This is a genomic window from Amycolatopsis sp. NPDC052450 (assembly GCF_044547565.1).
Lineage (GTDB): Bacteria > Actinomycetota > Actinomycetes > Mycobacteriales > Pseudonocardiaceae > Amycolatopsis.
This window is the reverse complement of sequence record NZ_JBIUAQ010000018.1, coordinates 106,195-119,559: the sequence shown is the minus strand read 5'-3', so window position 1 is coordinate 119,559 and position 13,365 is coordinate 106,195. Positions and strand designations below refer to the sequence as shown.

Sequence of the window (13,365 nt, the reverse complement as noted above, 5' to 3'; positions counted from 1 at the left end):
CGCGCTTCAGGGGAGGTCGAGTTCGGTGTGCCGGGTGGCGAGGGTGCGGGCGAGTTCGGCGAGTTTGACGTTGAGGTCCTGAGAGGTGCGGCGCAGCACGTCGAAGGCCTCGTCGGCGGTCAGGCCGCGTCGTTGCATGAGGATGCCCTTCGCCTGCCCGATGACGTCGCGCGATTCGACGGCCAGGCGAAGGTGGTGTGCTTCCAGCTCCATCCGGCTCACGGCGTTGGTGCTGGCCAAGGCGAGTGAGCCGTGAGTGGCCAGCAGCAACGCGGTGTCCTCCGCGACGGCGTCGAGGGCGTCGGGGCGGCGGCTGTAGATGTTCAGCGCCCCGGGCAGCTTCGGCGGAGCCGCGTGGGGAACCAGCACGGTGGACAGGATCGCGGTGTACCCGTGCGCCGCGGCGGCCCGGGAGAAGTCCGGCCACCGCTTCTCGGACGCCAGGTCGTCGCTGCGGACGTGACCGGGGCATTCGCTGTCCGCGGCGTCGACGCAGGGCCCGGTCCCGGCGCGGTACTGCACCTCGTCGAGTTCCATCGCCACCTCACCGGTCAAGACCGGCGTGTGGAAGGTCCCGTCCGGGGCACGGAGGGTGACCGACACCAGATCCGCGCCAGGGACCACCCGGTACGCGGCGTCGACGATCTGCTCGAGGACCTGGGCGGGTGTCGACGCGGACAGCAGCAGACGCGTGAGCTCGGCGAACTGCTCGGCCAGCGGGCCTGCCGAGAAGTCCTCGGCGGAGCCGAATCCGGCCTTGTCGCGCTGCCACAGTCGTTCGTCCGCCATCACTGACCATCCAGTCGGGTTCGAGGTCCCTTTCGGGTACCCCGTCGTGTCCTCCGCCAATCGAAAGTCCGATGTGGACAGTGCCTCAGGGGTCGACCCGCCTGCGGAGGAGACAGAACACGTTGCCTTCGGGGTCGGCGAGCACGTGCCACGACTCTTCCCCCGTCTGGCCGACGTCGGCGGGCACCGCCCCCGCGGCGAGCAGCCGCTCCAGTTCCGCCTCCTGATCACGGTCGGTGGGGTTCACGTCGATGTGCAGGGGGAGTTTGCCGGGTTTCGGATCGTCGCTGCGGCTCAGGATCAACGTGGGCTGAGGGCCGCCGAAGCCGGTCCCCGGCGGGCCGATCTCGATGTCGTCGCCTTCCTTGCCGATTTCGACGTACCCGAGCACTTCGCACCAGAACGCCGCCATCCGGACCGGATCGGCGCAGTCGAGGATGAGTTCGGTGATACGGCAAGCCATGCGGTGAGGATATCCCGGCGCCAAGAGGAATGAATCGGCTCAGTGTGGGTACCCGGTGGCGTCGAAGTGATCCCGGACCGAGGAGGCGGCTGTGGCGGGCGACGTAGTGGACTTGATCATGCAGGACCATCGCGAGGTGGAGCGGCTGTTCGGCGAACTCGAACGGCATCCGGAGAAACGAGTACTGCTCGTCCCGGTGCTTTCGTCGCTGCTCACCGCGCACAGCCGGGCCGAGGAGGCCGAGGTGTACCCGGCAGCCAAAGGCGAGGCGGACGAGTCCGACGAGGTCGCGCACGGTCAGAAGGAACACGCCGAAGCCGAGCAACTGCTGGTGAAGCTGAACGACACCGATCCCCGGTCGAAACAGTTCGACAAGGTGCTTTCCGACCTCGTCGAGGCCGTCACGCATCACGTGAAGGAAGAGGAATCCACCGTCCTGCCCAAGATGCGGCGCGAACTGAACGAGGCACGGCGGCGCGAGCTCGGTGAAGCCTTTGTGACAAGCCGCACTTCGCACCTCGGCGACCGCCCTGGCGAGGCCACGAAGGAAGAACTCCTGACCCAGGCGCGAAACGCGGGTGTGACGGGCGCTTCGAAGATGAGCAAGGACGAGATCACGCGGCAGGTCGTCCAGTCGTCCTGAGGGAGACGACGGTTGCGGTCCGGACCGAGCCCTTTTACCGTCGATGCATGGCGATCGACACCGAAGCCGGGCAGGCCGCTCCCCTCGTCGTGGCCGAGACGGTGCGCTCTGAAGACGCGCTCACCGTCGAGGTGGCGGGTGACATCGACATCGCGACCAGCACGCGGCTCCGGGCCGAGCTCCAGGCGTTGCTGGAGCGCCGTCCCGCAGCCGTGGTACTCGACCTGACCAGAGTCAGCTTCTGCGACTCGTCGGGCCTTTCCGTGCTGGTGCAGGCGAACCGTCAGTGCGCGGAGGCCGGTATCGACCTGAGTCTGGCGCCGTCCAAGGTCCTGCTCCGCGCTCTTGAGCTCACCGGGCTGCTGCCGACGCTGAAGGTGGTCACGCCCGGGGCGTGAGTGTTTGGGGTCAGGTGACGACGCGTACCGTGCCCAGCTCCGGATCCGCGGCGTCGTAGATGAACATGCCCGTCCGGACACCGGTGTGGAGGTAGTCCACGATCGCGTCGGTGAACACCTCGCCGGGAGCGATCGCCGGGACCCCGGGCGGATAGGGGCTGATCATCTCCGCGCTGACGCGTCCCTCGGCCTTGTCCAGCGGTATGTGTTCGGCTTCGGCGAAGAACGCGTCACGGGGCAGCATCCGCATTTCCAGCGTCAGTTCGGCGGCGGACGGCAGGTCGACCGGCGGCCGCCGCTCGAAGTCGTGGTCGACCAGTCCGCGCAAGCCGTCCAGCAGGGCGGAGACCGTGTCTTCGTCGTCGGCGTGGGTGATCTGCACCGCGATCCGCCGGTGGTCGGACAGGCCGGCGTGCAGATGGCGTTCGGCGAGATGGTCGGCCGCCTGGTAGCCGGTGATGCCGAGGCCTGCGACGTCGATCACGATCTTGAGCGGGTCGTGTTCGAAGGCCGGCGGGTAGAACTCGTCCGCCATGGCGTGCAGGCCGGGGATGCGTTCGACCTCCTCGCGTACCCGGGCGGCCAGGGCCAGCGCTTCGCCCAGGAGCCTTGAACCGTGCTCGACCATCTGCCTGCGCCAGCCGTCGAGGGAGGCGTACAGCAGGGCGGAAGTGCTCGTGGTGCCGAGGAGGTCTTCCCTCGACTTGAGCAGGTCCGGCGAAATCCGGTCACCGCGCAGGTGGAACACCGAGGCCTGCTCGAGGCCGCCGCCCATCTTGTGCGTGCTCGTGACGCACAGGTCGGCTTCACCGTCCATGGCCCAGGTCGGCAGGTCGTCGTGGAACGGGTAGTGCGCACCCCACGCTTCGTCCACTATCAGCGGTTTGTCCACGTCATGGCAGGCACGGGCGACACCTCGGATGTCGGCGCAGGTGCCGTAGTCGGTCGGGGTGATCAGCAGCATGCCTTTGACCTGGGGTGCGTCCGCCAGTGCGGCCCTGGTCTCTTCCGGGCCGGGAGGATGCGCCAGGTGGTGCTCCTCGTCGTACCGGGGCCGGACCCAGACCGGGTGCACGCCACTGATCACCAGCCCGGCCACGACCGACTTGTGGGCGTTGCGGGACACCAGGATCCGTTCACCGGGGCCGGCGATGGCGAGCATGGCGCTCTTCACCGAGAGCGAACTTCCGCAGGTGGAGAAGAAAGTGTGTTCCGCGTCCACCGCGTCGGCCATCAGGGCCTGAGCCTTCGAGAGGATGCCGCGCGACATCCTGCGGTCGTCCAAACCGTTGAGGGTCAGCAGATCCGACGCGAACGCGTCCCTGCCGAGCAGGTCAAGCACCCGCGGATCCGCGCCGCGCCCCTGTTTGTGCCCCGGCGGGGTGAACGCCAGCCCACCCGCGCGGCGGTAGGCGTCGATGGCTTCCAGCACCGGTGCGCGCGAGTGGTCCATCCTGCCTCCGATCAGCGGCCGAGGGCGTTCTGCAGTTCCTTCTTGCTCATGTTCGAGCGGCCCTTGATGTTGCGCTTCTTCGCCTCGTTGTAGAGCTGGTCCTTGGTCGGTCCGCCGGGGCCCTTCCGGTTGCCGGACCGCTGGCCGCCGCGCTTCTGCGGTGAGGTGTCCCTGATCGAACTCTTGCTCGCGGTCTTGGATTCACCGGATTGCGCGCGGTTCTTGTTGACCGTGCGCGCGGCGATCTCCTCGGCGCGGTCGGTGCTCGCGCCGCGTTTCTTCTGAGAGGACTTGATGTGCTCGTACTGACGTTCGCGTTTGTCGCTCCAGCTCTGTTCAGGCACGGCTCCTCCTTGGGTTCGTGACCTGCGAATACCCCTTCGGATCGCGGGCGAATCGTGAGATCACCCGTCCAGGTCAGGGCGGTCGATGTTTGTCGTGTCCGCCTGCCGGGTAATCCGGGGAAGACGAGGGGAGCGACCCATGCCAGTCCACAAGGGACGAATGTGACTTTGATGAACGCGTCGTCGCTCATGGAAGACCTCAGCCACTCCTTCCTGCGGGAAGAGCGGGACCAAGTGGTGCCGTCCCCGCGTGACCGCCGAAGCGGCAGGGCGCGGAAGGACGACTATTCGCATTGCCGCCCCTTGTTCGACGAGATGGCCTTTTTGCCCGACGGTCACCCGGATCGGCGCCGTCTGCGCGAACGCCTCATCCTCGAACTCCTGCCGATAGCCGAGCACATCGCCGCCCGCTTCAGCGGACGAGGCCAGCCGAAGGAAGACCTGGTCCAGGTGGCGCGGATCGGGCTGATGAAGGCCGTCGACCGGTTCGATCCCGGGATGGGCGGGGATTTCCTCGCCTTCGCGGTGCCGACGGTCATGGGCGAGGTGCGGCGGTTCTTCCGTGACACCGGCTGGGCGGTGCACGTCCCGCGCGGAATGCAGGAGCTGCGCACCCGGCTTTCGCGGGCGACCACGGAGCTGACCCAGACCCTCGGCCGCGCGCCGACCCCCACCGAACTCGCCGGTCACCTCGACCTGGACGTCGACACCGTCCGAGAAGGCTTGCTCGCCGCGAACAGCTACCAGACCTCGTCACTGGACCGGCCGGTCAACGACGGCGAGGGCTCGCTTCCCCTGTCTGACGTGGTGGGGGAGCTGGATTCCCGGTTCGAGCACATCGAGGACCGGCACACCGTGGTCCCCCTGCTCGAAAAGCTGCCGGAACGCGAACGGGCGATCCTCGCGATGCGGTTCTTCGACGGGCTGACCCAGTCTCAGATCGCCGAGCGCGTCGGGATCTCCCAAATGCACGTCTCCCGTCTGCTCACGAAGACGCTGCACGAGTTGCGCGGCAGGCTCAAGGCGTAGAGGCCGCCCCGAACAGCTTCCCGAGCCCCGGCCGGATCGGCGGTGTGCCCAGTGCGTGCAAGGAATCCCAGAGAGTGACCGCGGTGGCCGTCAGCACGGGTTTGCCGAGCCCGGTTTCGAGTTCTTCGAGCAGCGGTGCCGTATGCAGGGCGGTTTCGGGGATCAACACCGCTTCGGCCTCGGCATGGTCGGCCGCGACCACGAGTTCCGTGATCCGCCCGCGATCCCAGGTGGCGAGGGCGCGGTCCGAGGGGGCGTCGGCGGAGACCGAGTGAACGGTGGTGACTCCCGCTTCGGCGAGGAAGTCCACGAAAGTCGCGGTCGTGTCGCGGTGATAGACCGAGGCGAGCGCGACGCGATCGGCGCCGAGATGGGCGAGCGCGGTGAGGTACGCCAAGGAAGTGCTGCGCGCGGGCACGCCGAGCCGCTCACCGAGTACGCGGCTCTGTTCGAGCGCTCCTTCGAGGCCGCGCGTGAAACTGCAACTGGAGCAGGCCCAGCTGACGACCCGCGGTGTCGTGTCGAACCGCGCGGCGGCCGAAAGCCGGTCCGGCGCCCCGAGTTCGCGGACGGCTTCGTGTTTCCCGGCCGGGTCGAGGTCGTCGACCCGGCCGATCTTCTCTCCCCACGGGACGTACGCGAAGTCCACGACGAGGTCCGGATCCAGTTTCGCCGCCAGTGCGAGGAAATCGTCCTCGCCGCAGTTTCGCGTCGGGTACAACAGGCCGATCCTGGTCACGGCACTCCTTCCGGGTCGAAGCCGTGTCCTGCGAGCCATGTTCGCGGTCCCCCTCCGGTGACCGTGCGGATTTCAGGTCATCCAACGCACCGAAATCCACACGCCCCTCCCGCGATACCCAAGGTCCCCCGCTCCCTTTTCGCGGGTCAGCACACCCGGCGATACTTGGAGGACACGGCCTAAGCCCTTCGGAGGTACCCGACGCGAGCCGCGGTCACTCGTGGATGGCGGAGAGCGTGCCGAAATCCGGTGGGGTGAGTTGTCCGAAGCGGTGGTCGTCTTCGCGTACGGCCTTGACGAAGCGCGCGACCCTGGCGGGCTCCGGGGTGGCGGTGTCCCCGCCCAGATAACGGAGCACGATGAGGTCTTCGCCGGAATGGGTCTCGATCGCCACGGCCCAGCCGTGGATTTCGTCCCACAGCAGGGCCACGTCGCGTTCTGGATGGGTGGGGAGGCGTCCGTCGAGCGCCACGTAGGCCGAGACCGGGCTGTCGTGGTCGACGGTGCAGGACTCGAGGCCGACGCCGAGGGCCTTCGTGACGTCGGCGAGGTAGCCCCACACGGCTTCGCGGGTGTGGGGGTGCCGGACAGGCATGGTGAGCAACGAGGACTTCCTTTCTTCCCCGGTCTCCGCCGGTGCGGGGCCCGAACGGGCCCCGCACCGGAAGGGACACTCAGGCCTGGATCTCCTTGCGGTCGGACTCGGCGCCCTTGATTTCGATGCGCCGCGGCTTGGCCTTCTCGGCGATCGGGATGCGCAAGGTCAGCACGCCGGCCTCGTACCCGGCGGCGACGCGGTCGGTGTCGAGGGCGTCGCCGAGGAACAACTGACGGGAGAAGACACCCAGCGGGCGTTCGGAAACCTGCATCTGGACGTCTTTACCCGGGGCAGGCCGCCGCTCCGCCTTGACCGTCAGGACGTTGCGCTCGACGTCCAGCTCGATCGCGTCGGCGGCGACACCGGGAAGGTCGAAGCAGACGACGAATTCGTCACCGTCGCGGTACGCGTCCATCGGCATCGTGGCCGGCTTGGACCACGTTCCGGGCGTCGTGGCGCCGAACATCTGCTGGGTGAACCGGTCCAGCTCACGGAACGGGTCGGTGCGCATCAACATCGGGTTCCACCTCCTGGCTCGTTGTCTCTGGTGTCAACACGCACCACTGTTGTAGCATGTCATCGAAACGATGACAACCGCCAAGTCGTCGACAGGATGACGGATGGGATGACAGGGATGGACGAAGACCCCGCTCGGACGGTGCGCTCCGTGCACGACATCGTGGCCGAGGCCCGTTCCGGCGCCTCGAAACCGGAGCGGCTCCTGGAGGCTTTGGTCGCACTGAAGACGGTGCGCGAACAGCTGGCCGCGTGGGAACCGGAGCTGATCGCGGCCGCCCGCGAGGGCGGCACCAGCTGGACGGCGCTGGCCCCGGCGCTCGGGGTCGCGAGCCGTCAGGCGGCGGAGCGGCGGTTCCTGCGGTTGCGGCCGTCCACCGGCGGCGAGCACACCGGCGAGGCGCGGGTCGACGCGGAGCGCGATCGGCGGGCGGGTGATCGCGCGGTGGCGGAGTGGGCCCGGCGCAACTCGGCGATCCTGCGGCAGCTGGCCGGCCAGGCCGGCGCGCTGGACGGGCTGAACGCCAGGGCGAGGGAAAGCGCGGACCGGGTGAGCGCGGTGCTCGGCGAAGACGACGTCACCGGTCTGCTGGCGCCGCTGGCCGACCTGCGCGCGCAGCTTCCCCGCGAGCACACCGGATTCGCCGAACGGCTCGGGGAGATCGGTGTGCACGCCGAGCAGGTCCGGCGGGACGCCGTCCACGACCGGCGGTCTTCGCGGTGAAACGGGAGGTGTGAACGCGGTCAGGAGCGGGTACCCGTGGCCGGTCGCCTGTCTGCCGAGCGAGCCGGAGGTCCCTCATGCCTGAAGCGCCACCTTCCGCCGACGTCATCAGCCTGGCGCTGAAAGTGCTTGCCACCCAAGGATTACGTGGGCAGGCCGCCCGTGCCGCCCTCGAGACGATGGCGCGGGAACGGCGTCTGCCCGTCAAGCGGTGCGCCGCGCTGATCGTGGCGGCCGTCGACGGGCGGGTGAACTGAGTCCGGGTCGAAGGACGCTTTCCCCGCGTCACATGCCGGGACCCGGCAAAGTCGCCTAACTGCTGGTCGGCTCCGCCGCTGGAGCGGGACAAGGCGAACGTGTCGCGGTGGACCCGACTGGAGCGGGCTCCCGCAAGGAGCCTCACCCGGCTTTTGACTGTCCACAAGGGACCCTTTGCGAGGCGAATGTGCCCGGTTTGGGTGATTTGCGCGGTTTCGCGAAGGGGCCGTGAGTGATTTTGTTGTTCTAACTCTCGTTGCCACTCACGACCCCCCCGCAGAACCGCACATAGCGGCATCAATCGGACGCGCAATCGCCTGGCGGTGTCCCTTGTGGACACTGAAGCCCCTCCTGCGCCCAGAATCAAGCTCCACCACCGGCACATGCGGCCCCGCGACAGTGCAGGAATAGTCGCCTGACCTGAAGATCTCGACTTTGCCGGGGCCCCGCGTCACACGCGGGCAAAGCGTCCTTCACCGCGTGAGAATCGGCAGGCGGCTTACTGGCAGGCTTCGCAGTCCGGGTCGTCGATGCGGCAAGCGGCACCGTCGGTGAGCGGGAAGTCGAAGTCGTCGAGGGCGGGGACGGCCAGAGCGGTCTCTTCCGGTGTGGCGGTGGCGGACATGTCACTCCCTTGGTACGGAACGGGTCTCACCTCTCTGTAGCGCTGAAGATCGCCGGTCATTCCGTGACACGCGCCACAGGACGGTCGCAGCTACCCGGCGGCGGAATCCACCGCGCGGAACAGGGTCTCCGCCTCGTCGACAGCCTTGGCGAGGACATTCGCGTCCGCCCGCAGACCGGCGATGATCGCGTCGACCTCGCGCAGACCCGCCCGCCGCAACAGCCGTTTCTCGTTGGTGACCCACTCGCCGCGGACCGCGAGGACCGCGTGCGCCGTCTCCATGGCGGCGGTGGCCAGCGCACCGGCGACCTCGGTGGCCTGCCCGCGTGGGACGAAGGCGCCGCGGGTGTAGCGCAGCGTCAGTTCCGCGCGGCCCCGCCACATCGCCGGAGCCGTTTCCCGCAACGCTTCCGGGTAGCTTGGCCGCGGTAGATCGCCGCGCAGCACACGGTTGACGGCGAGTTCGGCGACCGGCAGGTAACTGGGGACGCCCGCGAGATGGAACATCAGCGGCTCCCAGTGGAACTTCCCTTCCCGTGCTTCGGCGAGGTGCCGCTCGACGGCGTCGAGGTCGCGGTAGTGGACGTCGACCTGCCTGCCGTCGATCGTGAGCCAGGCGCCGCCGTTGAACACGCCGCCGCCCCAGGCGCCGACCTCGGAGACCTCGCCCTCCCAGCCGAGGGCGCGCAGCTCCGCCGGGTCGAAACCACCGCGGTAGTAGACGGCGAAATCCCAGTCGCTGCCGGGGTTGTGGGTTTCCTGGGCGCGTGATCCGCCGAGCGTGACGGCGTGCACGGCGGGCAACGCGGCCAGGCCGTCCGCCACGTGGGCGAGAAAGGTCTCGTCGTTCATCGCGCGATGATCTTAGTGACGCGCCAAGGCGGACGCGACGCGTTTTCCGTGGCCCCGGGTCAGAACGAGATGTTCCCGTGGATGTCGCGGGCCTGCACGACCTTCCCGGAAACCGTGCCCGAGACCGTGTTCACCACGCCGCCGGTCTCGGCCCTGTTCCCGCCGGCCTTGTCCCACTCGCGGTGAAGCCGCTCCGCGAATTCGGGGTCTTCGGCTTCGGCCGTGGACAGCCGCGTCGCGAGCGCGCGCACTTCCGCGGAATCCTCCGCGGCGCCTTCGGCGGCTTCGAGTGCCGCCGTCGCCGCGGGGTCTTCGGAGAATTTTTCCTTCACCAGCTTGTACAAACCGACCACGGATCGGGCCGCGAGAGCTGCGGCGAGAGAAATGAGGACCGGTTCTGGCATCGGATCGCTCCCCGTCGGGTCCGGTCGGGCACGGTCACCTCACGGTACCGGTATTTCGGGAGCTTGATGGTGCCCGGACCGAAGTCCGGGCGACCCGGGGTGTCTCAGCAGTTCCACCAACTCGCGACGACCGCGAAAACCGTGGGGAGATCAGACAGTGCAGCAAAAAACGTGGTCGTGAACAAGTTTCTCCTCGGAATACGAGCATGACGGGCTCATTTTCAGCCTCGCGCGCATCGTAGGAGATCAACTTGCCCTACTGCAAATCGCCCTCTACTCAGAGTTGTTCGGCCATCCGGGTGATACCTGCCGGACATGCGCATTCGAGAGAAATCAAGTAGTCGGTGGCGTGCCGTGACGCAATTGATCACTCTTTCGAGGACCCCGTGAGCCTATAGGGCGAGGAGGTGCCGGGAGAGCCACGGTGTCCTCTTCCCCCGACCTCGCGAGCGGGACGACCGGTTCGGGCTCGTCGATCTCGGCGAGGAGCCCGTCGATTTTCCCGGCTTTCCGGTCCCTGCCCGTATCCCGGTAGAGCCCGGCGGCCTTTCGCCACACCCACCGCGCGTCCTCACGATTCCCGCGATCGGCCAGTATCGAACCAAGCGCGACGTAGGCCCGCGCCCTCCCGTTGACATGCTTCGCCCTTTCGGCCAGTTCGAGGGCGTGCTGCGCGTGACGGAGCGCGTCGCGGTCTTGGCGGCGCGCGTGGGCCAGTTCCGCCATCACGGTGTACAGCCGTGTCGCGACCGTCATCCCGACCTGGCCGAGGAGTTCGTGAGCGGGACGCTGGTGCGCGTCCGCGGCGTCCAGGTTCCCGAGTTTCGTGTAGAGATCCACCAGTGCGGTGTGGGTGGCCACCGTGCCTGCCACGTCGTTGGCCTTCCGGCGCAGGTCGAGGGCGAGCTGATAGTGGGGTAGGGCCTGGTGATGGAGGTCGAGTTCGACGAGCGCGTCGCCCAGCCGGTGGGCGGCCTTGGCGTGCCGTTCCCGGTCGCCGAGGGATTCCGCGAGCCGCAGACCTTCCCGGTAAAGGGCGACGGCCTCGGGGAGCCGCCCGGCGTACTGGTGACGGCGCGCCAGGTTCAGCGTCACCGACAATTCCCCCACCGCGATCCCGTGGCGCCGGGACAGCTCCAGCGCCCGGCCGAGGTAGCGGTCCGCGAGGTCGTACGCGCCGGTGATCAGGTGGATCTCTCCGAGATCATTACTGGAAGACGCTTCCGCGTGGGCGTTCCCGTCCGCGGCGGCGGACGAGACCGCGGTGGTCATCGTGCTGACGCAGTCTTCGTACAGCCCATAGCGCTTCAGCGTGTCGATCAGGCAATGCGGCAGCCGCCAGGCGTAGCCGTGCAGGCCGTCCTCCGCGGCGCGGCGGACCATGGACACGAGATTCGAACGCTCGAGGAGGGTCCAGCGCAGCGCCTCGGACACGTCGTCGAAGCGGTGAGGAACGCAGCCTGGTTCGAGCGGCGGCATCGGCGGCGCCTGACGATGCGGGGAAGCGGTCCGCTGCGCCGCGTCCGCACTGTGCAGGTAATAGGAGAACATGCGGTTCCTGGCGGGCACGAATTCGTGATCGTCCCTGACGAGGACCGCCGCGAACCGGTGGAGGAGGTCGTGGACGCGGTAACGGTCGATGTCGGCGGGCTGAGAGACGAGATGCGCCGAAACGAGCGCATCCAGGGCTCGCTGGGTTTCCAGGCGGCCGGCGGCGGCCATCGCGCTCAGCGCTTCGACGCTGATCTCCGCGCCGGGGTGGATGCCCAGCAGCCGGAAGACGCGGGCGCAGGCCGGAGGCAGTGCGCGATAAACCCAGGAGAACGCCGAATTGAGGCTGGCGTCCGCGCTGTCGCCGTCGTCGCCGATGTGCAGCAGGATGTCGGAATCCCGCAACTGGCCGACGAGAGTCGTCAAGGTGGTGCCCGCCCGGTTGGCGGCGCGTTCGGCGATGAGGCTGAGGGCGAGCGGGAGTCCTGCGCCGATCCGCGCCAGTTGTGCCACGGCCGCCGGCTCCCGCGTCGTCCGCGCGCCGATGCGCCGGGCAAGGAATTCGGCGGAATCGTCCGGCGGCAAGGTGTCAAGGGTGAGGTTCCGGACGTCGTGGCGGACCGACAGCGCGGTGAGGCGGCGGCGTGAGGTGATGACGACGACGCAGTCGGCCAGCGCGGTGAGCAGCGGGCCGACGTGCGCGCTGTCGGCCGCGTTGTCGAGGACGATCAGCATCCGGCGTTCGGCGAGCAGTGCGCGGAGTTTCGTCTCACGTCCGGCGGTGCCGGTGATGGAGGTGATCTCGTACCCCAAGGCGCCGAGGAGGTCGTCGATGACCTGGGTGGTCTCGACCCGCGGCGCGGTGCCGTCGCCGTGGAGGTCGATGAAGAAGGTGCCCCAGGCATGCCGGGCGCTCGTGCGGTGGGTCCATCTCAGCGCGGTGGCCGTCTTGCCGACCCCGGCCGCGCCGACGAGCGCGATCACCGCGGGCCGGGGTGGCCCTTCGTGCGCTCCGGTGAGCCGGTCGAGCGACGCCAGGATCGCTTCGCGGCCCGTGAAGTCGGTGATGTCGCGGGGCAATCGGCGCAGCAGCAAAGGGACGTTCGGTTCTCGGCGGGGCGCCGTGAGCCCGGTGGCCGGCGGCGGGGGGTCGGCTTCGGCGAGGGAATCCTGGAAAAGACGGAGTTCTTCGGCGCCTCGGTCGTCGCCGTCGGCCAGTAGCTGCCGTCGAGCGGCGAAATAGTATTCGGTGGCGTCATCGTACCGCCGGAGTTTGTGCAGGAGGGTCAACCGGCGCCGGGCGAGACCGGTGATGAAACCGTGCTCGCGTTGGAGATCGTTGAGCCTGCGAAGCGCCGGATCGAACTTTTCGAGGCCGATGTAGGCGTCGATCAGCAGGCCGTTGGCGGGTATCCATTCGTCGAAGATGACGGAATTCCGCCAGTTCTCCGCCCATTCGGTGTGCACTTCGGCGAGCGGAATATCGCGCCAGAGCGGAAGGGTGCCTTCGAGTAGCGTGCGTATTAGTTCGTGATCGTGTTCGCGGAACGCCTGGTGCGCGGAGGTGATCGATTCGGTGAGCCGGAAGTAGTCGATCGACTTACGGTCGACAAGGAGTTGGTAACCGCCGCCGGTATTGTCGAGTCTCGCGTCCGTGTCGCTGTCCTGAAGGATCGCGCGCACCCGGTTGGCGTAGGTATGCAGTGTGGCAGCGGGATTTCGTGGTGCCCGGTCCTCCGGCCAAGCCTGCCTGACGAGCGTCTGGATGGGAATGTGCCGCCCCGCCTGAGCGAGCAGGACGGCGAGGACCGCGTGTTCTTGCGCTCTTCCCCATTGCACGGTCAAACGACCGTGCATCCGAACGATTGTCTTGCCGAGAAATCCGAACGAAATGTGCTGCTCCACGGCGCCTCCCCTCCCAAGGTGTCACCGAAGTGACCGCGCTCCCGCGGTCGAGTTTCGCAGGTGGATCCGGATCTGGCCAGGTCAACGCGTGCCTGACAGGTATCTGTCATCTCTCTGGCATCTCGTGAAAGGGC

16 protein-coding genes are annotated in these 13,365 nt (G+C 68.0%); 5 read left to right on the top strand and 11 right to left on the bottom strand.

Features of this window, described 5'->3' with window-relative positions:
* Nucleotides 1-6: 6 nt before the first annotated feature.
* Together ACIHAO_RS27005 and ACIHAO_RS27000 are read right to left on the bottom strand one after the other, a co-directional pair.
* The gene (locus ACIHAO_RS27005) at nt 7-789 is read right to left on the bottom strand and encodes a GAF and ANTAR domain-containing protein (RefSeq protein WP_396562328.1); all 783 of its coding nucleotides are present in this window, start codon (nt 787-789) and stop codon (nt 7-9) included.
* Between the two features lie 85 nt (nt 790-874).
* Nucleotides 875-1,252, bottom strand: coding sequence for a VOC family protein (locus ACIHAO_RS27000; RefSeq protein WP_396562326.1), 378 nt, complete (start codon nt 1,250-1,252; stop codon nt 875-877).
* Between the two features lie 91 nt (nt 1,253-1,343).
* Between ACIHAO_RS27000 and ACIHAO_RS26995 the strand changes: the two genes are divergently transcribed.
* Together ACIHAO_RS26995 and ACIHAO_RS26990 are read left to right on the top strand one after the other, a co-directional pair.
* The gene (locus ACIHAO_RS26995; RefSeq protein ID WP_396562324.1) at nt 1,344-1,895 is read left to right on the top strand and encodes a hemerythrin domain-containing protein; all 552 of its coding nucleotides are present in this window, start codon (nt 1,344-1,346) and stop codon (nt 1,893-1,895) included.
* Nucleotides 1,896-1,942: 47 nt separating this feature from the next.
* Nucleotides 1,943-2,293: an STAS domain-containing protein gene (locus ACIHAO_RS26990; protein WP_396562322.1), complete on the top strand. Its 351-nt coding sequence runs from the start codon at nt 1,943-1,945 to the stop codon at nt 2,291-2,293.
* 10 nt (nt 2,294-2,303) lie between these two features.
* On the opposite strand, the gene ACIHAO_RS26985 is transcribed toward ACIHAO_RS26990, so the two are convergent.
* Both ACIHAO_RS26985 and ACIHAO_RS26980 read right to left on the bottom strand, forming a co-directional pair.
* Nucleotides 2,304-3,746, bottom strand: a complete 1,443-nt coding sequence (locus ACIHAO_RS26985) for an aminotransferase class I/II-fold pyridoxal phosphate-dependent enzyme (protein WP_396562320.1) — start codon at nt 3,744-3,746, stop codon at nt 2,304-2,306.
* Between the two features lie 11 nt (nt 3,747-3,757).
* Nucleotides 3,758-4,090, bottom strand: coding sequence for a plasmid stabilization protein (locus tag ACIHAO_RS26980; RefSeq protein ID WP_396562318.1), 333 nt, complete (start codon nt 4,088-4,090; stop codon nt 3,758-3,760).
* Between the two features lie 171 nt (nt 4,091-4,261).
* On the opposite strand from ACIHAO_RS26980, the gene ACIHAO_RS26975 reads away from it, so the two are divergent.
* Complete coding sequence (locus tag ACIHAO_RS26975; RefSeq protein WP_396562316.1) at nt 4,262-5,119, top strand: SigB/SigF/SigG family RNA polymerase sigma factor; 858 nt, start codon at nt 4,262-4,264, stop codon at nt 5,117-5,119.
* Here ACIHAO_RS26975 and ACIHAO_RS26970 read toward each other — a convergent pair.
* From ACIHAO_RS26970 to ACIHAO_RS26960, 3 genes are all read right to left on the bottom strand, one after another.
* Entirely contained in the window at nt 5,109-5,858 is a 750-nt protein-coding gene (locus ACIHAO_RS26970; RefSeq protein ID WP_396562314.1) for a decarboxylase, read from the bottom strand. The two genes, ACIHAO_RS26975 and ACIHAO_RS26970, sit on opposite strands and share 11 nt — an antisense overlap.
* 214 nt (nt 5,859-6,072) lie before the next feature.
* On the bottom strand, nt 6,073-6,453 hold the full coding sequence (locus tag ACIHAO_RS26965; RefSeq protein ID WP_396562403.1) for a DUF6292 family protein: 381 nt from the start codon (nt 6,451-6,453) through the stop codon (nt 6,073-6,075).
* A 79-nt stretch (nt 6,454-6,532) separates the two neighbouring features.
* Nucleotides 6,533-6,973 carry an Hsp20/alpha crystallin family protein gene (locus ACIHAO_RS26960; protein ID WP_396562312.1) on the bottom strand — a complete coding sequence of 147 codons (441 nt, stop codon included), beginning with the start codon at nt 6,971-6,973 and terminating at the stop codon, nt 6,533-6,535.
* Between the two features lie 117 nt (nt 6,974-7,090).
* Between ACIHAO_RS26960 and ACIHAO_RS26955 the strand changes: the two genes are divergently transcribed.
* Both ACIHAO_RS26955 and ACIHAO_RS26950 read left to right on the top strand, forming a co-directional pair.
* Nucleotides 7,091-7,696, top strand: a complete 606-nt coding sequence (locus ACIHAO_RS26955) for an HSP18 transcriptional regulator (RefSeq protein ID WP_396562310.1) — start codon at nt 7,091-7,093, stop codon at nt 7,694-7,696.
* Nucleotides 7,697-7,773: 77 nt separating this feature from the next.
* On the top strand, nt 7,774-7,953 hold the full coding sequence (locus ACIHAO_RS26950) for a hypothetical protein (protein ID WP_396562308.1): 180 nt from the start codon (nt 7,774-7,776) through the stop codon (nt 7,951-7,953).
* A 500-nt stretch (nt 7,954-8,453) separates the two neighbouring features.
* Here ACIHAO_RS26950 and ACIHAO_RS26945 read toward each other — a convergent pair whose 3' ends face one another.
* The 4 genes from ACIHAO_RS26945 to ACIHAO_RS26930 all read right to left on the bottom strand — a co-directional run bounded on the left by ACIHAO_RS26945 (nt 8,454) and on the right by ACIHAO_RS26930 (nt 13,183).
* Nucleotides 8,454-8,579, bottom strand: a complete 126-nt coding sequence (locus ACIHAO_RS26945) for a hypothetical protein (RefSeq protein WP_007031507.1) — start codon at nt 8,577-8,579, stop codon at nt 8,454-8,456.
* A 90-nt stretch (nt 8,580-8,669) separates the two neighbouring features.
* Entirely contained in the window at nt 8,670-9,431 is a 762-nt protein-coding gene (locus ACIHAO_RS26940) for a nucleotidyltransferase domain-containing protein (RefSeq protein WP_396562306.1), read from the bottom strand.
* Between the two features lie 59 nt (nt 9,432-9,490).
* Nucleotides 9,491-9,835, bottom strand: coding sequence for a hypothetical protein (locus ACIHAO_RS26935; protein WP_396562304.1), 345 nt, complete (start codon nt 9,833-9,835; stop codon nt 9,491-9,493).
* A 333-nt stretch (nt 9,836-10,168) separates the two neighbouring features.
* Nucleotides 10,169-13,183, bottom strand: coding sequence for an AfsR/SARP family transcriptional regulator (locus tag ACIHAO_RS26930; protein ID WP_396562302.1), 3,015 nt, complete (start codon nt 13,181-13,183; stop codon nt 10,169-10,171).
* Between the last annotated feature and the right edge of the window lie 182 nt (nt 13,184-13,365).

Coding starts and splice junctions, on each gene's coding strand:
- ACIHAO_RS27005 (WP_396562328.1), bottom strand. CDS start 789: ATGGCGGACGAACGACTGTGGCAGCGCGACAAGGCCGGATTCGGCTCC.
- ACIHAO_RS27000 (WP_396562326.1), bottom strand. CDS start 1,252: ATGGCTTGCCGTATCACCGAACTCATCCTCGACTGCGCCGATCCGGTC.
- ACIHAO_RS26990 (WP_396562322.1), top strand. CDS start 1,943: ATGGCGATCGACACCGAAGCCGGGCAGGCCGCTCCCCTCGTCGTGGCC.
- ACIHAO_RS26985 (WP_396562320.1), bottom strand. CDS start 3,746: ATGGACCACTCGCGCGCACCGGTGCTGGAAGCCATCGACGCCTACCGC.
- ACIHAO_RS26975 (WP_396562316.1), top strand. CDS start 4,262: ATGAACGCGTCGTCGCTCATGGAAGACCTCAGCCACTCCTTCCTGCGG.
- ACIHAO_RS26965 (WP_396562403.1), bottom strand. CDS start 6,453: ATGCCTGTCCGGCACCCCCACACCCGCGAAGCCGTGTGGGGCTACCTC.
- ACIHAO_RS26960 (WP_396562312.1), bottom strand. CDS start 6,973: ATGTTGATGCGCACCGACCCGTTCCGTGAGCTGGACCGGTTCACCCAG.
- ACIHAO_RS26955 (WP_396562310.1), top strand. CDS start 7,091: ATGGACGAAGACCCCGCTCGGACGGTGCGCTCCGTGCACGACATCGTG.
- ACIHAO_RS26950 (WP_396562308.1), top strand. CDS start 7,774: ATGCCTGAAGCGCCACCTTCCGCCGACGTCATCAGCCTGGCGCTGAAA.
- ACIHAO_RS26945 (WP_007031507.1), bottom strand. CDS start 8,579: ATGTCCGCCACCGCCACACCGGAAGAGACCGCTCTGGCCGTCCCCGCC.
- ACIHAO_RS26940 (WP_396562306.1), bottom strand. CDS start 9,431: ATGAACGACGAGACCTTTCTCGCCCACGTGGCGGACGGCCTGGCCGCG.
- ACIHAO_RS26935 (WP_396562304.1), bottom strand. CDS start 9,835: ATGCCAGAACCGGTCCTCATTTCTCTCGCCGCAGCTCTCGCGGCCCGA.
- ACIHAO_RS26930 (WP_396562302.1), bottom strand. CDS start 13,183: ATGCACGGTCGTTTGACCGTGCAATGGGGAAGAGCGCAAGAACACGCG.